A 17,748-nucleotide genomic window follows, 5' to 3' on the forward strand; every position below is an offset into this window, starting at 1 on the left:
CGTCTGCGTACAGCGGAAGGGAGTGCGGCGTCCTGTGGTGTCCCATCGCCGTTCCACACAGCCCGGCCCGGGTCCGGCCGTCCGGGCCACCGTTCTGACGGCCGCCGCGGCGACCGCGGCCGCCGCCCTCGGGGCCTCCGCCGCCTCCGCCGACCCGCAGGGCGCGCCCCGTACCGCCCAGGCCCGCGTGGACCGGCTGTACACCGAGGCGGAACGGGCCACCCAGAGTTACGACCGGGCCGGTGAGAACGCCCAGCGGCTGCGCGGCGAGATCGCCCGCGCCCAGGACCGGGCCGCCCGCGAGCAGGAGCGGGTCAACCGGATGCGCACGGAGCTCGGGGCGGCGGCGAGCGCCCAGTACCGTTCCGGCGGCATCGACCCCTCGCTGGCCCTGCTGCTCTCCTCCGACCCGGACGGCTATCTGGACCGGGCCGCCGCGCTGGAGCGGGTGACGGACCTTCAGACCGCCCGGCTCCACCAGCTCCAGCAGGCCCGGCGCGGACTGGCGCAGACCCGTGCGGAAGCCTCCCGCGCCCTGGCCGAGCTGGAGCGCGAACGGGCGGCGGCCACCCGCAGCAAACGGATCGTCACCCGGAAACTCGCCGAGGCGAAGCGGCTGCTGACCACCCTGACCGGCACCGACCGGGCGGAGTTCGAGCGGGCCTCCCGCTCCGGCCGGGACATCGGCCTCCCGGACCTGGCCGATCTGCCGGCCGGCTCCGCGCGTGCGGCCGCCGCCGTCATCGCCGTCCGCCGGGCCCTGGGCCACCCGTACGTCTGGGGCGCCAACGGGCCGTCCGGCTTCGACTGCTCCGGGCTGATGCAGTGGGCGTACGCCCAGGCCGGGGTCGGTCTGCCGCGCACCTCGCAGGCCCAGCGGTACGCGGGCCGCATGGTGCCGCTCTCCGAGGCCCGCCCCGGCGACCTGGTCGCCTACCGCGCGGACGCCAGCCACATCGCCATGTACGTCGGCCACGGCCAGGTCATCCACGCCCCGTACCCCGGCGCCTCGGTGCGCTACGACCCGGTCGGCATGATGCCGGTCTCCTCCGTCACCCGCGTCTGACGCCGCACGCCGCTCCACCGGGGAGCGCGGGACAGCCCGTACCCTCGATCGGGTGAACGACGGACGTGGACGGCGCGGGCGGGCGTGGGGCGGCGTCGCTGTGCTGCTCGCCGGGCCGCTGCTCCTCGCCGGCTGCTCGGCCCCCGACGGCGACGCCCCGGCCGACAGCGCCGACCGGGCCGTCCGCGCCACCCTGGACCGCCGGGCCGCCGCCGTGCTCCACCACGACCCGGCCGCCTACCTCGCCACCACCGACCCCGGGGCCGCCGCCCTGCGCGCCGCCCAGCGCCGCGAGCTCGGCAACCTCGCCGACGTACCGCTGAGCACCTGGGAGTACCACCTGGTCCGGACGACCCCGCGGGGCGCCGACCGGGTCACCGCCGATGTCGAGCTGCGCTACCGGATCACCGCCTACGACCCCGCCCCGGTCACCGCGGACCGGGTCGTCGAACTGCGCCGGGACCGGGCGGACGGCCGCTGGTACGTCACCGGCGACCGGCCCGGCGCCGACAGCGTCCGCCAGCTCTGGGAGCAGGGCGCGGTACGGGTGGTGCGCGGCGGGCACAGCCTGGTGCTCGGCGTCGGCCGCACCGGCCGGGAGCTGCGCGCGATCGCCCGGACCACGGACCGCGCGGTGCCCGCGGTCTCCGGCGCGTGGCCGGAGCGCTGGGCGGGGCGGGTGGTGGTGCTGGTGCCCCGGAGCACGGCGGACCTGGCGGCGCTGCTCGGCTCCTCGGCGGACTACCGGGGCGTCGCCGCCGTCACCTCCGGCAGGACCGGCGCACCGGGCACCAACCCGGCGGACCGGGTGATCGTCAACCCGCAGGCGTACGACACGCTCGACGCCTTCGGACAGCGCGTCGTCCTCACCCACGAGACCACCCACGTCGCCACCCGCGCCCGCACCTCCGCCGCCACCCCGACCTGGCTCTCCGAGGGCTTCGCGGACTGGGCGGCCTACCGCGCCGAGGACCGCGCCCCCGACCGCGTCGCCCCCGAACTGGCCGCCGCCGTCCGGCGCGGCGAACTCCCCGCCGCCCTCCCCGCCGACACCGACTTCGGCTTCACCGGCGATCCGGAGCGCCTGGCCAGGGCGTACGAAGGCGGCTGGGCGGCCTGCCGGATGATCGCCGACCGCTGGGGCGAGCCGGAACTCCTCGCCCTCTACCGGGCCGTCGGCGCGCACCGGGAGCGGGACGGCGCGGTCGAACAGGCCCTGCGGGACGTGCTCGGCACCACTCCGGCGGAGTTCACCGGGCTCTGGCACGACTGGCTCCGCGCCCACCTCGGCTGAGCCCCGCTCAGGAACCCACCGGCTCCACCGCCCGGCCGGCCGCCGAGGGCACCGCGGACGCGGACCGGGGCACCGTCTGCCGCCACAGCCGCCGGCAGGCGGTCAGCGTCGCCGCGACCAGCAGCCCGTTGCGCAGGAACATCAGCGTCACCCCGGTCGCGTCGCTGGACACCACGTGGACGAAGCCGAACGGGAACTCCCACTGGGTGATCCCCGTCGCCACCAGCACCAGCACGGCGGGCAGCACCATCCGGCCGCCCCGGAACACCAGGCAGACCGCCGCCAGACCGACCAGCCACAGCAGGTACTGCGGACTGATCACCCGGCTCGTCGTCGTGAACAGCAGCACCGCCGCGAACGCCGCGTCCGCCGGGGTGCTCACCGAGAAGTCCCGCGCCCGCAGCCGCCACAGAACCAGCCAGCCCAGCGCGAGGACGGAGAGCCCGAGCGCCAGCGTGCTCACCAGCTCCACGTGCGGCCCCAGGAACTCCAGCGAGCCGTAGTGCAGCTCCACCCGGCCCGACCAGCCGAACTGCCGCGCCACATGGAAGACCAGCCCGCCCAGCGACTCGACCTCGGTGCCCCGGTCCCGCTGGAAGCCGAGGAAGGCCAGCGCCCCCGGCGCCGCCAGCACGCACCCCGCCAGCAGCCCGGCCGCCGCCACCGCCGCGGCGCCCCACGCCAGCCGCGTCCGCCGACCGGGCTCCGTACCCGCCAGCAGCAGCGCCGGCCACACCTTCAGCAGCGCGCCGACCGCCGCCAGCACCCCCAGCACCCGGGGATGCCGCACCCCCGCCAGCAGCGCCGCCACCGCCACCGCCACCACCATCACGTCGTACCGGGCGTACGCGGTCGTACCGAGCAGCGGCACCCCCGCCACCCACACCCAGGCGCCCGCCCATGACCGGCCCCCGCCCCGGCCCGCGTACAGCAGCAGCCCCAGCACCAGCAGATCGCAGCCGCAGACGAGGACGAAGAACGCCGAGGTGTAGTCCAGCATCGGCAGCAGCCCGGGGGAGAGGACCGCGAGCGCGGCCAGCGGCGGGTACTGCCAGGTGACGTCCTCCCGGGGGTAGGTCCCGCTCCTCAGGACCTCGGACCAGCCGTGGTAGATCGCCGAGACGTCGCTGGTCACGTCCGGTCCCGGCAGGGTGACCGCCTTGGTGACGCAGAGCAGCAGCGCCACCCTCGTCAGCGCCCACACCGCGACGGCGAACCGCGCACCCGTCGATCCCGTCATGCCGCTCCGTCCGTCCGTTCCGCGTACCCGCCGACGGGTACGAGCAGCCATGATGCCCGCCCGGCCGGTGCCGGATCCATCGGACCGGTCCCGGTACTGTCGGCCGGGATGGACAAGACCCTGATCGTGACCAACGACTTCCCACCCCGCCCCGGCGGCATCCAGGCATTCCTGCACAACATGGCGCTGCGCCTGGACCCCGGGCGGATCGTCGTCTACGCCTCCACCTGGAAGCTGAGCGCCGAGGGCGTCGCGGCCACCGCCGCCTTCGACGCCGAACAGCCCTTCACCGTCGTGCGCGACCCCACCACGATGCTGCTGCCGACCCCCCGGACCACCCGGCGCGCGGTGGGGCTGCTGCGCGAGCACGGCTGCACCTCCGTCTGGTTCGGCGCCGCCGCCCCGCTCGGGCTGATGGCCCCCGCGCTGCGCCGGGCCGGTGCCCGCCGCCTGGTCGCCACCACCCACGGCCACGAGGCGGGCTGGGCCCAGCTCCCCGCCGCCCGGCACCTGCTGCGGCGGATCGGCGAGTCCACGGACACCATCACCTATCTGGGGGAGTACACCCGCTCCCGGATCGCCCCCGCGCTCACCCCCGGGGCCGCGGCGCGGATGGTCCAGCTCCCGCCCGGCGTCGACGAGAAGACCTTCCACCCGGACTCGGGTGGGCAGCGGGTGCGGGCCGCGCTCGGCCTCACGGACCGGCCCGTCGTCGTCTGCGTCTCCCGGCTCGTGCCGCGCAAGGGCCAGGACACCCTGATCCGCGCGATGCCCGGGGTCCTGGCGCGGGTCCCGGACGCGGTGCTGCTGATCGTCGGCGGCGGCCCGTACGCGAAGGACCTGCGGAGGCTGGCCGTCGAGACCGGGGTCGCCGACGCGGTGCGGTTCACCGGGCCGGTGGACTGGGCGGAGCTGCCCGCGCACTACGGCGCCGGCGACGTCTTCGCCATGCCGTGCCGCACCCGGCGCGGCGGCCTCGACGTGGAGGGCCTGGGCATCGTCTTCCTGGAGGCGTCCGCGACCGGGCTGCCGGTGGTGGCGGGCGACTCGGGCGGCGCGCCCGACGCGGTGCTGGACGGCGAGACCGGATGGGTGGTGCGCGGCGACAGCGCGCGGGAGTCGGCCGAACGGATCGTCGCGCTGCTCCAGGACCCGGAGCTGCGGCGGCGGATGGGCGAGCGCGGCCGGGCCTGGGTCGAGGAGAAGTGGCGCTGGGACCTGCTGGCCGAGCGGCTGCGGACCCTGCTCTGATCCGGACGCGAGAGGGGCCCGCACACGTGCCGTGCGGGCCCCTCTCGCGTACCGGTCGCGGATCAGCCCCGGTAGATCGCCTCGATCTCGTCCGCGAAGTCCTTCGCCACCACATTGCGCTTCAGCTTCAGCGAGGGCGTGATGTGGCCCGCCTCCTCGGTGAACTGGGCGTCCAGGACGCGGAACTTGCGGACCGACTCCGCCTTGGACACGGCCGCGTTCCCGTCGTCCACCGCCCGCTGCACCTCGGCCAGCAGCTCCGGGTCCTCGCGCAGCGACCGGGCCGTCGAACCGGCCGGCTTGCCGTGCTCGCGGGCCCAGCGGTCCAGGAACTCCTCGTCCAGGGTGACCAGCGCGCCCACGAACGGCCGCCCGTCGCCGACCACCATGCACTCGGCGACCAGGGCGTGCCCGCGGATGCGGTCCTCGATCACCGCCGGGGCGACGTTCTTGCCGCCCGCCGTCACGATGATCTCCTTCTTGCGGCCGGTGATCGTGAGGTAGCCGTCCTCGTCGAGCGTGCCGATGTCACCGGTGTGGAACCAGCCGTCGGCCAGCGCCTCGGCGGTCGCCGCCGGGTTGTTCCAGTAACCGGTGAACAGGTGCTCGCCGTGGAGCAGCACCTCGCCGTCGTCGGCGATCCGCACCACGGAGCCGGGCAGCGGCTGGCCGACCGTGCCGACCTTCTGCCGGTCCCACGGGGTAAAAGCGGTGGCCGCGCAGGACTCCGTCAGGCCGTAGCCCTCCAGGACGGTGAAGCCGATGCCCCGGTAGAAGTGGCCCAGCCGCGCGCCCAGCGGGGCACCGCCGGAGATCGCGTGCTCGCCGCGTCCGCCGAGCACCGCGCGCAGCTTGCCGTAGACCAGCTTGTCGAAGATCCGGTGCTTCACCCGCAGCCCGAAGGAGGGGCCCTGCGGGGTGTCCAGCGCGTGGCTGTAGGCGATCGCCGTGTCGGCGGCCCGGTCGAAGATCTTGCCCTTGCCGTCGGCCTGCGCCTTGGCGCGCGCCCCGTTGTACACCTTCTCGAAGACCCGCGGCACACCCAGGATCAGCGTCGGCCGGAAGGACGCCAGCTCCTCGGTCAGGTGCTTGATGTCCGGTACGCAGCCCAGCCGGATCGGCGCCATCACCGCAGCCACCTCGACCAGCCGCCCGAAGACGTGCGCGGCGGGGAGGAAGAGCAGTACGGAGCATTCGCCGGTACGGAACAGCGGCTTCAGCCGCTCCACCACGTTGCCGCACTCGGCGAAGAAGCTGCGGTGCGTCAGCACGCAGCCCTTGGGGCGGCCGGTGGTGCCCGAGGTGTACACGATGGTGGCCGGGTCGTCCGCCTTGGCCGTCGCCATCCGCCGGTCCAGCGTCTCGTCGGAGACGTCCGCACCGCTCTCGGTGAGCCGGCGGACCGCGTCGCCCTCGATCTGCCAGATGCTCTTCAGCGCGGACAGGCCGCCCCGGACGGACTCCACGGACGCCTCGTGCCCGGCGGACTCCACCACGCACAGCACGGCTCCGGAGTCGCCGAGGATCCACTGGATCTGCTCGGGCGAGCTGGTCTCGTAGACCGGGACGGTGACCGCGCCCGCGCTCCAGATGGCGAAGTCGAACAGCACCCACTCGTAGCGGGTCCGCGAGAGCAGGGCCACCCGGTCGCCGGCCTCGACGCCCGCCGCGATCAGCCCCTTGGCGACCCCTCTGACCTCGGCCAGGAACTGCCGGGCGTCGACGTCGGTCCAGACGCCCGCCACCTTGCGGCTCATCACCGCGACATCGGGATGCTGAGCGGCATTGCGGCGGATGAGATCCGTCAGGTTGCCGTCCGAGGGGACCTCGTACAGGGCCGGAAGGCTGAACTCGCGCAAGACTGCTGCTCCTCATCGGGCTCCGGTGCCACGGCTCTGTGTGACGCACCGGCTGCGGTCCAGGATTGGCTCGTGCTCAGTGGGGTGAGCACAACTGGACTCGCCCGGACGTTACCCACCAGTACATGGTTCCGGATAGGGGGTCCCGGCCAGATGTCTTATGCGTCACACATCACGGTGATCCTTGGGCGCACAGTAGTCCACCTCCGTGACCGGACAGGGATAACCGCAGGTCCAGCGGGCCCTACCCAGGTGACGGAGGGAGTTCTAGGCCCTGCCTTCAAACTGCCGCCTGCCGTGCGGCGCCCGGCACGCACGGCAGGCGCGTTGTCGGGACTGCCCCGATACATCCAGTATCGGGGTGACCCTCCGCCTTGCGATCGCACGCACCGGACACCGCACGGCCCGGCCTCCGGCCGGACGGCGGCACTTTGAAGGCAGGGCCTAGGGTGATCGGCATGGCAGCGGAAGAGCGGTCCGGGGCGGGCACGGGTAAGCGCACGCGCGTGCATGTCGTCAGCGATGTGCACGGCAACAGCGAGGCGCTGGCCCGGGCCGGGGACGGGGCCGACGCGCTGGTCTGCCTCGGCGACCTGGTGCTCTTCCTCGACTACGCCGACCACTCGCGCGGCATCTTCCCCGACCTCTTCGGCGTGGAGAACGCCGACCGGATCGTCGCCCTGCGCACCGCCCGCCGCTTCGACGAGGCCCGCGCGTTCAACCGGAGCCTGTGGGAGGGCGTCGACCGCGACGCCGCCATCGTCTCGGCGGTGCGCAGGCAGTACGCCGAACTCTTCGCCGCCTTCCCCGCGCCCACGTACGCCACCTACGGCAACGTCGACATCCCGGACCTCTGGCCCGAGTACGCCCACCCCGGCACCACCGTCCTCGACGGCCAGCGGACCGAGATCGGCGGCCGGGTCTTCGGCTTCGTCGGCGGCGGGCTGCGGACCCCGATGCGGACCCCGTACGAGATCGACGACGAGGAGTACGCGGCGAAGATCGAGGCGCTCGGCCCGGTCGACGTGCTCTGCACCCACATCCCGCCCGAGGTCCCGGAGTTGACCTACGACACCGTGGCGCGCCGCTTCGAGCGCGGCAGCCGGGCGCTGCTGGACGCCATCCGCGCGACCCGCCCCCGGTACGCCCTTTTCGGCCACGTCCACCAGCCCCTGGTGCGCCGGATGCGGATCGGCGCCACCGAGTGTGTGAACGTCGGTCACTTCGCGTCCACCGGCAGGCCGTGGGCCCTGGAGTGGTGAGCCCACCGGCACCGGACCCCGGGACGAACCGTCCCGCGCACGCGATAGCCTTCTGACGGCAGGGTCTCTGCCGACGCACCGGTTACACCGCACTGGAGGAGCCACAGCGATGGCTGAACACACCAGGTCGAGCATCACGATCGAGGCGGCACCGGCCGACGTCATGGGCGTGATCGCCGACTTCGCCCGCTACCCGGAGTGGACCGGCGAGGTCAAGGAGGCCGAGGTCCTCGCCACCGACGCGCAGGGCCGCGCCGAGCAGGTCCGCCTCGTCCTCGACGCCGGGGCGATCAAGGACGACCACACCCTCGCCTACACCTGGACCGGTGCGAACGAGGTCAGCTGGACGCTCGTCAAGTCCCAGATGCTGCGCGCCATCGACGGCTCCTACGCCCTGACCGACCTCGGCGGCGGCCGCACCGAGGTCACCTACCGGCTGACCGTCGACGTCAAGATCCCGATGCTCGGCATGATCAAGCGCAAGGCCGAGAAGGTCATCATCGACCGGGCCCTGGCCGGCCTGAAGAAGCGCGTCGAATCCGTCCCGAAGGTCTGAGCCGGATGCGTACGGTCCTCGTCACCGGACCCGGCGGCGCGGGCCGTACCACCGTCGCGGCGGCCACCGCGCTCGCCGCCGCCCGGCGCGGCGGCAGCGCCCTGCTCCTCACCCCCGACCCCATACCCGGCTTCCCCCGGGACACCGGCCCCACCGAGGTCACCGCCGGGCTGTGGGCCGCCCGGATCGACTCCGCCGAGCACTTCCGGGGCGAGTTCCTCGCCCTCCAGGACCGGGCGTCCGGCGTCCTCGACCTGCTCGGCGGGGCCCGGCTGGACGGCGAGGAGATCACCGAACTCCCCGGCAGTACCCAGCTCGCCCTGCTGCACAGCCTGCGCCGGGCCGCCGAGGGCGACTGGTCGCGCCGCGGCCACGACCTCCTGGTCGTCGACCTGCCGCCGCTGGGCGAGGCCCTCGACCTGCTCTCCCTCCCCGCCCGGCTCCGCCGCTACCTGCGCCGGCTGCTGCCGCCGGAGCGGCAGGCCGCCCGCGCCCTGCGCCCGATGCTCGCCCAGCTCGCCGGGGTCCCGATGCCCGCCCAGTGGCTGTACGAGGCGGCCGCCCGCAAGGACGCCGAGCTGGCCGCCGTCCAGGCCCTGATCGAGGACGCGGGCACCACGCTCCGGCTGGTCGCCGAGCCCGGCCCGGCCGCCGAGGAGGCCCTGCGCACCGCCCGTACCGGCCTCGCCCTGCACGGGCTGCGGGTCGACAGCCTCGCGGTCAACCGCCTGCTGCCCCGGCACTCGGCCGACCCCTGGTTCGCCGCGCTCGCCGCACAGCAGGAGAAGACCGTCGACCGCTGGCGGGACGAGTGGGCGCCGCACGCCGCCCTGCGCGAGCTGCCCCACCTGGGCCGCGACCCGCGTGGCCTGGACGACCTCGACCGCCTCGCCGAGCACACCGCACCCGCCCCGGACCACGGCGTACCCGGCCCCGGCCGGGCCGAGGACCCCTGGTGGATCGAGGTGCCCGACGCCCCGGAGGGCCTGGGCGCCCTGCTCCCCGGCAGCCGGATCGTGCGCACCGCACCCGACGGGGACGGCGACGACGTACCGGTCCTGGCCTGGTGCCTGCCGCTGCCCGGCGCCGTGAAGAAGGACCTGCGGCTGGTCCGCCGGGGCGACGAACTGCTGCTCACGGTGGGCCCGTACCACCGGACCGTGCCGCTTGAGTCCGGGCTGCGCCGCTGCACCGTCTCGGGCGCCTCGCTCACCGACGGGCTGCTCCGGGTCCGCTTCACCCCGGACCCCGACCTCTGGCCCCGGACGGGCTGAACCCCGCCCCGCCGTTCGGGTAACGTCGGAAGCGGGCGCCCGGGACGCCGGGCCGCCGTACGCCACGTCGCAGGAGTCCGCCATGAGCGATGCCACCGATCGTCCCGCCGACGACGACGCGTGGGCGAGCGCCTGCGCGGAGGACCTGGAGGCGGAGAAGGCCCGCCGCCGCGCCCAGCACGGCCCGCCGCCCGGCTCCGCCGCCGAGGAGCTGCGCAAGCTGGTCGACGCCGTCGCCGACAAGGTCGCGTCCTTCCAGACACCGCTGCTCGGCGCCACGGCGCAGGGCACGGTGCAGCAGATCATCAAGCAGGCGAGGTCCGCCGTCGAGCCGGTCATCGAGCGCAACCCGGAGGTCTTCGACCACCTCGCCGCGGCCAGCGGCGAACTCCTCGCCGCCTACCGCTCCGCCGTCGAGGGCCAGGAGCGCCGCTGGACCCGCACCGCCGCCGACGAGGCCGGTGCGGACGGCACCGGTGCGGAGAAGCGGGCCGGGGACCCGAGCGACCCGCGCGACGAGCCGCCCGCCGCGGGCGAGCAGATCGACCTCGACTGACCGGCGCCGCTGGGCGGCCCCCCGGCTCGGGTACGGTTGCCCCAGCGGGGCACGACCGGAACTGAGGGATTCATGGGACTCACCATCGGCGTCGATATCGGCGGCACGAAGATCGCAGCTGGCGTGGTCGACGAAGAGGGCCACATCCTCTCCACGCACAAGGTGCCGACCCCGCCGACCGCCGAAGGCATCGTGGACGCCATCGCGACGGCCGTGTCCGGCGCGAGCGAGGGCCGGAGCATCGAGGCCGTCGGCATCGGCGCCGCCGGATACGTCGACGACAAGCGCGCCACCGTGCTGTTCGCCCCGAACATCAACTGGCGCCACGAGCCGCTGAAGGACAAGGTCGAGCAGCGCGTCGGCCTCCCGGTCGTCGTGGAGAACGACGCCAACGCCGCCGCCTGGGGCGAGTACCGCTTCGGCGCCGGCCAGGGCCACGACGACGTCATCTGCATCACGCTCGGCACCGGGCTCGGCGGCGGCATCATCATCGGCAACAAGCTGCGCCGCGGACGCTTCGGCGTGGCCGCCGAGTTCGGCCACATCCGGGTCGTCCCGGACGGTCTGCTCTGCGGCTGCGGCAGCCAGGGCTGCTGGGAGCAGTACGCCTCCGGCCGGGCCCTGGTCCGCTACGCCCGGCAGCGCGCCAACGCCACTCCTTCGAGCGCCGCGGTCCTGCTGTCGCTCGGCGACGGCACGGTGGACGGCATCGAGGGCAAGCACATCAGCCAGGCCGCCCGGCAGGGCGACCCGGTGGCGATCGACTCCTTCCGCGAGCTGGCCCGCTGGGCCGGTGCGGGACTCGCCGACCTCGCCTCGCTCTTCGACCCGTCCGCGTTCATCGTCGGCGGTGGTGTCTCGGACGAGGGCGAGCTGGTCCTCGACCCGATCCGCAAGTCCTTCCGGCGCTGGCTGATCGGCGGCGAGTGGCGCCCGCACGCCCAGGTCCTCGCGGCCCGCCTCGGCGGCGAGGCCGGGCTGGTCGGCGCGGCGGACCTGGCCCGCCAGGGCTGAACCGCACCCCGGCACGAGTCGGCCGGACGCCCGTCGCGCCCCCTGGGGGAGCGGCGGGCGTCCGTCGTATCGTGAGGCGCATGGTCCTGACGCCACTGCCCGACTCCCGTACCGAGCCGGATGGTTCGGCCGTCGTCCGCGCGCTGAGCTACAACATCCGGTCGATGCGCGACGACCCCGGGGCGCTGGCCCGCGTCATCGGGGCCTGCGCCCCCGACCTGGTCTTCATCCAGGAGGCCCCGCGCTTCTTCCGCTGGCGCAAGCGCGCCGCCTGGCTCGCGGCCCGCACCGGCCTCGTCGTCCTCGGCGGCGGCGCCACGGCGGCCGGCCCGCTGCTGCTCTGCTCGCTGCGGGCCACGGTGGAGCGCACGGAGGACGTCCTGCTCCCGCTCACCCCCGGGCTGCACCGCAGGGGCCTGGCCACCTCGGTGGTACGGATCGCGGGCACCCGCATCGGGCTGGTGAGCTTCCATCTGAGCCTCCAGCGCGAGGAGCGCCTCGCCCAGGCCGGGGCGGTGCTGGAGCGGATGGACGAGATGGGCGTCGAGCACGCCGTCGCGGCCGGCGACCTCAACGACGTACCGTCCGGCGCCGCCTTCGGCCGGCTGGCCGGGCGGCTCCAGGACTGCCGGACGGTACGGCCCTGGGGCGGCGAGCACACCTACCCGGCCGCCCGCCCGGACCGCCGCATCGACGCGGTCTTCGCGACGCCCGGGATCGAGGTCCTCGGCTGCGGCGTCCCCGCCGGGCTGCCGGGCGTCGGCGACGCGGACCTGCGCGCGGCCACCGACCACCTTCCGGTGCTGGCCGCGCTGCGGGTCCCCGCCCTGAAGCCCTGAGGGCCGTGCCCGGTCAGACCACCGCGCCGCGCCCGGGGTCCTCGTCGTCCTCCCCGTCGTCGTTCATCCGGGCCACCAGCGTGACGAAGCCGCCGAGGAAACCGACGACGCAGACCGTGGTGAACCACCAGGTCATCTCCCAGCCCAGCACCACCGCGAGCAGCATCAGCACCGGGCCGCCGACCACCCCGAGCCAGGCGAACTTCGCCGTGGCGTCGGCCTCCGGCAGCGGCGGGGGCTCCGGGGGGACGAAGTGCCCCTCGTCGTTCTCGTCGAGGTCGTCGTCCTTCGGCTCGGCGAGCCCGTAGTCGCGCGGCCCCATCACCCCGGGGGCGAAGACGACCGAGCTGCCGAGCGGCTTCTCCGGCGGCCTCGGGAGCTTCTTGCCGAGCCCCTTGTCCACCTCGGGGCCGGCGGGCCCGTCGTCCTCCAGCAGCGCGAGGTCCTCGACCGAACGGAACGGCTTGGCGCCCGGCGGGTCCGGCGGCTCCTCGCCGTACCCCGCGACGATCGCCCGCCACGCGGCGTCCTCGTCGACCGGCGAACCCTCCCGGCCGCCCTCGCCGCCCGGCGCCGCCTTCCGGGAAGCGGACTCCTCCTGGCCCGTGCCGTCGTCGGGCACGGCCGCGCCCTCGGCGGGAAGAGGCTCGCGCTCCTCCTCGCTGCCCGCGCGCTCCGCGTCGTGCTCAGCCACCTGACGTGCTCCCCTTCTTGCCGACGCTCGGGGCGAGGCGGCCGATGAACCGATGGCTCTCGTCGAAGATCCGCTCCGCGTCATGGTCCAACGTCGCCACGTGGTAGCTCTGTTCCAGCAGGATCTCCTCGACGTCCGTCGACGACACCCGGCTCAGGATGCGCGCCGAGTCGGCGGGCGGCACCACATGGTCCTGCGGGCTGTGCAGCAGCACGATCGGCTGGGTGACCTGCGGCAGCTCGGCGTCGACGAGCCGGAAGAACTTCCGCAGCGAGTGCGCCGCGTGCAGCGGGACCCGGTCGTACCCGACCTCGTCGGACCCCTTCAGGGCGATGTCGCTGACCAGCCCCTTCGTGGTGGGCATCAGATGGCGGACGACCGGCAGCGCGTGCGCCGCCAGGCCGTGCACCTTGTTCGCCGGGTTGACGAGCACCAGGCCGCTGATCGCGTCGCCGTGCTTGGCCGCCAGCCGCAGCGTCAGCGCGCCGCCCATGGACAGCCCGAAGACGAAGACCTGTGTGCACCGCTCCAGCAGGGCGCGCAGCTCCCGGTCCACCTCCGCGTACCAGTCCTGCCAGCCGGTGAGCTGCATGTCCTGCCAGCGGGTGCCGTGCCCCGGCAGCAGCGGCAGCGAGACGGTCAGGCCGCGCTCCGCCAGATAGCGGGCCCAGGGGCGCAGCGACTGCGGGGAACCGGTGAATCCGTGGCAGAGGAGGACGCCGACCTCTCCGCCCTCGTGGCGGAACGGCTCGGCTCCGGGAAGGACCGGCACCAAGGTCTCCTGTTCGTGAGGCTCGCGGGGGAGCGCAGGGGGGAGTGCAGAGGATTACTTCACCGTACGCGACCGGGCTGACACCGACCAGGGCCGTCACCGGCCCGGGCCGACAGCGACCAGGGCCGCCACCGGCACGGGCCGCCGCAACGGCTCCATGCCGGGCCGCACACGGGATATGGTCTGTCCGACAGCACACAGGAGGCACCCGAGTTGATCTACGGCGCAATGAAGTTCTCCATCGGCGGGGGGCTGAAGCTCGCCTTCCGGCCGTGGGTGGAGGGCCTGGAGAACATCCCCGCGCAGGGACCGGCGATCCTCGCGAGCAACCACCTGTCGTTCTCCGACTCCTTCTTCCTCCCGGCCGTCCTGGACCGCAAGGTCACCTTCATCGCCAAGTCCGAGTACTTCACCGGCACCGGGGTGAAGGGCAAGCTGACCGCGGCCTTCTTCAAGGGCGTCGGCCAGCTCCCGGTGGACCGCTCGGGCACCCGCGGCGCCGGTGAGGCGGCCATCAAGGCGGGTATCGAGGTGATCGAGAGCGGCGGCCTGTTCGGCATCTACCCGGAGGGCACCCGCTCGCCCGACGGCCGCCTGTACCGGGGCAAGCCCGGCGGACTGGCCCGGGTGGCGCTGGCCACCGGCGCCCCGGTCATCCCCGTCGCGATGATCGACACGGAGAAGATCCAGCCGCCCGGCCAGGTGGTGCCCAAGCTGATGCGCCCGGGCATCCGGATCGGCAAGCCGCTCGACTTCAGCCGCTACCACGGCATGGACGGGGACCGCTTCATCCTGCGCTCGGTCACCGACGAGGTGATGTACGAGATCATGAAGCTCTCCGGCCAGGAGTACGTCGACATCTACGCGACGGCCGCCAAGCGGCAGATGGCCGAGGACGCGAAGCGCCGGGCCGAGGCGCAGAAGCAGGGGAACGGCGAGACCGGGGCACAGGGCTGAAGGAACGGTACGGCGCGTGCGCGCGCCGGTGCCGTCCAGGGGGCGTGGGGAAGTGGCTGGGCGCGTGCGCGTCGTACGGATGTCGGTCGAGCAGCCGCTGTGGCGCGCGCTGACCGCGTACCGCATTCTCACCATGATCTACGCGGTGCTGCTCTCCGTCTTCGGCCGGGCCAAGTACGACCGGCCGTGGGTGGCCGTCGTCTTCCTGGCGGTGATGGTGGTCTGGACGCTCGCCACCCTCCCGAAGGTCGCGGGCGCCGCCGCCTGCACCAAGCGGTTCCTCGGCGCCGACCTCACGATCGCGCTCGTCGGGATACTGCTCACCCCGCTCGCCGACTTCGAGGCCCAGCAGGTCGACGGCCCGACGCTGCCGTCCATCTGGACCGCGGGTTCGGTGCTGGCCTTCGCCATCAAGGGCGGCTGGCGCTGGGCGGCCGTCGCCTCCACCTTCGTCGCCGTCGCCAACATCGTCGAACGCGGCGACCCCAGCCGGGACACCTTCCACAACGTGCTGCTGGTCTGGGTCGCCTCCATAGCGATCGGCTACGTCGTCGAGGTCGCCCGCGCCAGTGAGCGCACCCTCGCCCGCGCCCTGGAGATCGAGGCCGCCACCCGCGAACGGGAACGGCTGGCCCGCGACATCCACGACAGCGTGCTCCAGGTCCTCGCGATGGTCCAGCGCCGGGGCACCGCGCTCGGCGGCGAGGCGGCCGAGCTGGGCCGCCTCGCCGGGGAGCAGGAGATCGCCCTGCGCACCCTGGTCTCCAGCGGACTGGTCGCCGCCGACCGGGTCTCCGAGGACGCCGCCGAGGGCGCCGTGGTCCGCCGGGTGGAGGCCGAAGAGGAGCCGCCCGACGGGGCCCCCTGCGATCTGCGCTCGCTGCTCGCCCCGCACGCCGGCTCCCGGACCAGCTTCGCGGAGCCGGGCGCCCCGGTGCTGCTCGCCCCGGCGGCCGCGCGGGAGCTGGCGGCCGCCGTCGGTGCCGCCCTGGACAATGTCAGGGTGCACGCGGGGGACAATGCCCAGGCATGGATCCTCGTCGAGGACTGGCCGGACGAGGTGATCGTGACGGTCCGCGACGACGGCCCCGGAATCCCGGAGGGGCGGCTCGCCCAGGCCGAGGGGGAGGGCCGGATGGGGGTGGCCCTGTCGATCCGCGGCCGGCTGCGCGACCTGGGCGGCACGGCCGAGCTGCTCTCGGTTCCCGGCCAGGGCACCGAGGTCGAACTGAAGGTACCGAAGGTTTCACGGGGGAAGGCGGAGTCGGCGAGATGAGTACCGAGACCAGCGGGGGCGGCCCGGAGCGCGCCGTCCGGGTGATGGTGGTGGACGACCACCCGATGTGGCGCGACGCCGTCGCCCGCGACCTGTCCGAGTCCGGCTTCGACGTGGTGGCGACCGCCGGTGACGGGCCCCAGGCGGTCCGCCGCGCGAAGGCCGCCGCCCCCGACGTCCTGGTGCTCGACCTGAACCTGCCCGGAATGCCCGGCGTCCAGGTCTGCAAGGAACTCGTCGGCTCGCACCCCGGGCTGCGGGTGCTGGTGCTCTCCGCGAGCGGCGAGCACGCCGACGTGCTCGAGGCGGTCAAGTCCGGTGCCACCGGCTACCTCCTCAAGTCGGCCAGTACGCAGGAGCTGACCGACGCGGTGCGCTCCACCGCCGCCGGCGACCCCGTCTTCACCCCGGGCCTGGCCGGACTGGTCCTCGGCGAGTACCGCAGACTCGCCTCCGACCCCGCGCCGGCCGCCCCCGACGAGCCCGACGCGCCCCGGCTCACCGACCGCGAGACCGAGGTGCTCCGGCTGGTCGCCAAGGGGCTCTCGTACAAGCAGATCGCCGAGCGGCTGGTCATCTCGCACCGCACCGTGCAGAACCACGTGCAGAACACCCTCGGCAAGCTCCAGCTGCACAACCGCGTGGAGCTGGTCCGCTACGCCATCGAGCGCGGCCTCGACGACGCCTGAGAGCCCGCCGGTGGCCTTCCGCCGCGCCGCCCGAGCGGCGGGGCGGCCCGGCGGACCGTATATTCGCGAGGACCGGCACCCTGCGGGCCCCGGCCCCGTCCCGGGACACCCGGGAGCCGGTCCGCGCGACCAACGGGAGAAGCCGTGGAGATCCTGGCCTTCGGTGTGCAGTCCGACGAGAAGCCGCTGATCGAGCGGGCCTTCGCGGGGCAGCACGAGGTCCGCTGCCTGGACGTCTTCCTGAACCGGGACACCGCCCCCATCGCGGCGGGCTACGAGGCCATCTCCACCAGCGTCAACGCCGACCTGGGCGCCCGGGTGCTGCAGACCCTGGCGGCGGGCGGCACCCAGATGATCGCCCAGCGCTCCACCGGCTTCAACAACATCGACCTCGATGTCGCCGAGCGCCTGGCCCTGCGGGTGGCCCGGGTCTCCTTCTACTCGCCGTACTCCGTCGCCGAATTCGCCTGGACCCTCGCGATGGCGGTCAACCGCCGGATCATCCGGGCCTCGAGCCGCACCCGCGACTTCGACTTCCGGCTCGACGGGCTCCTCGGCCGCGACATGCACGGCCGCACCGCGGGCGTGATCGGCACCGGCAGCATCGGCGAGGCGTTCGCCCGGATCGCCCACGGCTTCGGCATGCGGCTGCTCGGCTGGGACGTCGCGGAGAACCCCGCCTGCACGAGCCTCGGCATGACGTACGTCCCCAAGGAGCGGCTGCTCGCCGAGGCCGACCTGGTCAGCCTGCACGTCCCGCTGCTGCCCGCCACCCACCACCTCATCGACGCGGACGCCCTGGCCCTGATGAAGGACGACGCGATCCTGGTCAACTCCAGCCGGGGCGGCCTCATCGACAGCACCGCGCTCGTCGCCCAACTGCGCGCCGGTCGCTTCCTGGGCGTCGGGCTCGACGTCTACGAGGCGGAGGCCGGGCTCTTCTTCCTCGACAAGTCGCTGGAGGGCGTCGACGACGACACCCTGGCCCGGCTCGTCACCTTCCCGAACGTCGTCGTCACCTCCCACCAGGCGTACTACACCGAGGACGCGGTGGGCCAGATCATCGACGCCACCGTACGGAACATCGCCGACTACCTGGCCGGCCGCCGCAGCGAGAACGTCCTGGTCCCGGCGGCCCCGGCGGGCTGA

The 17,748-nt window shown here is 74.1% G+C and carries 17 protein-coding genes; 13 read left to right on the forward strand and 4 right to left on the reverse strand.

The features are described 5' to 3' along the window. Positions 1 to 34: 34 nt before the first annotated feature. Positions 35 to 1,066 carry an NlpC/P60 family protein gene (locus ACF08W_RS07760; RefSeq protein ID WP_385211148.1) on the forward strand — a complete coding sequence of 344 codons (1,032 nt, stop codon included), beginning with the start codon at positions 35 to 37 and terminating at the stop codon, positions 1,064 to 1,066. A gap of 103 nt (positions 1,067 to 1,169) precedes the next feature. Then, complete coding sequence (locus ACF08W_RS07765) at positions 1,170 to 2,360, forward strand: hypothetical protein (RefSeq protein ID WP_392278862.1); 1,191 nt, start codon at positions 1,170 to 1,172, stop codon at positions 2,358 to 2,360. A 7-nt stretch (positions 2,361 to 2,367) separates the two neighbouring features. Here ACF08W_RS07765 and ACF08W_RS07770 read toward each other — a convergent pair whose 3' ends face one another. Then, on the reverse strand, positions 2,368 to 3,600 hold the full coding sequence (locus tag ACF08W_RS07770) for a glycosyltransferase 87 family protein (protein WP_392278754.1): 1,233 nt from the start codon (positions 3,598 to 3,600) through the stop codon (positions 2,368 to 2,370). A 108-nt stretch (positions 3,601 to 3,708) separates the two neighbouring features. On the opposite strand from ACF08W_RS07770, the gene ACF08W_RS07775 reads away from it, so the two are divergent. After that, the gene (locus ACF08W_RS07775; protein ID WP_352274854.1) at positions 3,709 to 4,851 is read left to right on the forward strand and encodes a glycosyltransferase family 4 protein; all 1,143 of its coding nucleotides are present in this window, start codon (positions 3,709 to 3,711) and stop codon (positions 4,849 to 4,851) included. Positions 4,852 to 4,913: 62 nt separating this feature from the next. Here the strand turns inward: ACF08W_RS07775 and ACF08W_RS07780 are convergent, their stop codons facing one another. Next, the gene (locus ACF08W_RS07780) at positions 4,914 to 6,710 is read right to left on the reverse strand and encodes an AMP-dependent synthetase/ligase (protein WP_385211154.1); all 1,797 of its coding nucleotides are present in this window, start codon (positions 6,708 to 6,710) and stop codon (positions 4,914 to 4,916) included. A gap of 458 nt (positions 6,711 to 7,168) precedes the next feature. On the opposite strand from ACF08W_RS07780, the gene ACF08W_RS07785 reads away from it, so the two are divergent. The 6 genes from ACF08W_RS07785 to ACF08W_RS07810 all read left to right on the forward strand — a co-directional run bounded on the left by ACF08W_RS07785 (position 7,169) and on the right by ACF08W_RS07810 (position 12,211). Next, entirely contained in the window at positions 7,169 to 7,972 is an 804-nt protein-coding gene (locus tag ACF08W_RS07785; RefSeq protein ID WP_352274856.1) for a metallophosphoesterase family protein, read from the forward strand. Positions 7,973 to 8,081: 109 nt separating this feature from the next. Then, positions 8,082 to 8,528, forward strand: a complete 447-nt coding sequence (locus ACF08W_RS07790; RefSeq protein WP_352274857.1) for an SRPBCC family protein — start codon at positions 8,082 to 8,084, stop codon at positions 8,526 to 8,528. A 5-nt stretch (positions 8,529 to 8,533) separates the two neighbouring features. Continuing rightward, the gene (locus tag ACF08W_RS07795) at positions 8,534 to 9,802 is read left to right on the forward strand and encodes an ArsA family ATPase (protein ID WP_392278755.1); all 1,269 of its coding nucleotides are present in this window, start codon (positions 8,534 to 8,536) and stop codon (positions 9,800 to 9,802) included. An 82-nt stretch (positions 9,803 to 9,884) separates the two neighbouring features. After that, complete coding sequence (locus ACF08W_RS07800; protein ID WP_392278756.1) at positions 9,885 to 10,358, forward strand: DUF5304 domain-containing protein; 474 nt, start codon at positions 9,885 to 9,887, stop codon at positions 10,356 to 10,358. A 72-nt stretch (positions 10,359 to 10,430) separates the two neighbouring features. Then, the gene (locus tag ACF08W_RS07805) at positions 10,431 to 11,372 is read left to right on the forward strand and encodes an ROK family glucokinase (RefSeq protein WP_385211163.1); all 942 of its coding nucleotides are present in this window, start codon (positions 10,431 to 10,433) and stop codon (positions 11,370 to 11,372) included. Between the two features lie 80 nt (positions 11,373 to 11,452). Then, positions 11,453 to 12,211, forward strand: coding sequence for an endonuclease/exonuclease/phosphatase family protein (locus tag ACF08W_RS07810; RefSeq protein WP_392278757.1), 759 nt, complete (start codon positions 11,453 to 11,455; stop codon positions 12,209 to 12,211). 13 nt (positions 12,212 to 12,224) lie between these two features. Here the strand turns inward: ACF08W_RS07810 and ACF08W_RS07815 are convergent, their stop codons facing one another. Beyond that, the gene (locus ACF08W_RS07815) at positions 12,225 to 12,905 is read right to left on the reverse strand and encodes a hypothetical protein (protein ID WP_385211166.1); all 681 of its coding nucleotides are present in this window, start codon (positions 12,903 to 12,905) and stop codon (positions 12,225 to 12,227) included. Then, entirely contained in the window at positions 12,898 to 13,677 is a 780-nt protein-coding gene (locus ACF08W_RS07820) for an alpha/beta hydrolase (RefSeq protein ID WP_385211168.1), read from the reverse strand. Before ACF08W_RS07820 ends, ACF08W_RS07815 begins: the two co-directional genes overlap by 8 nt. 213 nt (positions 13,678 to 13,890) lie before the next feature. Here ACF08W_RS07820 and ACF08W_RS07825 point away from each other — a divergent pair, with 213 nt between their 5' ends. The 4 genes from ACF08W_RS07825 (at position 13,891) to ACF08W_RS07840 (ending at position 17,748) form a co-directional block, all read left to right on the forward strand. Then, positions 13,891 to 14,634 (forward strand): lysophospholipid acyltransferase family protein, encoded by a 744-nt coding sequence (locus tag ACF08W_RS07825; RefSeq protein WP_352274864.1) that lies wholly within the window; start codon positions 13,891 to 13,893, stop codon positions 14,632 to 14,634. Between the two features lie 52 nt (positions 14,635 to 14,686). Beyond that, on the forward strand, positions 14,687 to 15,910 hold the full coding sequence (gene macS / locus ACF08W_RS07830) for a MacS family sensor histidine kinase (protein WP_385211172.1): 1,224 nt from the start codon (positions 14,687 to 14,689) through the stop codon (positions 15,908 to 15,910). Continuing rightward, the gene (locus tag ACF08W_RS07835) at positions 15,907 to 16,599 is read left to right on the forward strand and encodes a response regulator transcription factor (protein ID WP_352274866.1); all 693 of its coding nucleotides are present in this window, start codon (positions 15,907 to 15,909) and stop codon (positions 16,597 to 16,599) included. The genes macS and ACF08W_RS07835 overlap by 4 nt, the downstream gene beginning before the upstream one ends. 144 nt (positions 16,600 to 16,743) lie before the next feature. Further along, the gene (locus ACF08W_RS07840) at positions 16,744 to 17,748 is read left to right on the forward strand and encodes a 2-hydroxyacid dehydrogenase (RefSeq protein WP_385211175.1); all 1,005 of its coding nucleotides are present in this window, start codon (positions 16,744 to 16,746) and stop codon (positions 17,746 to 17,748) included.

This window comes from Streptomyces sp. NPDC015144, assembly GCF_043079735.1.
Lineage (GTDB): Bacteria > Actinomycetota > Actinomycetes > Streptomycetales > Streptomycetaceae > Streptomyces.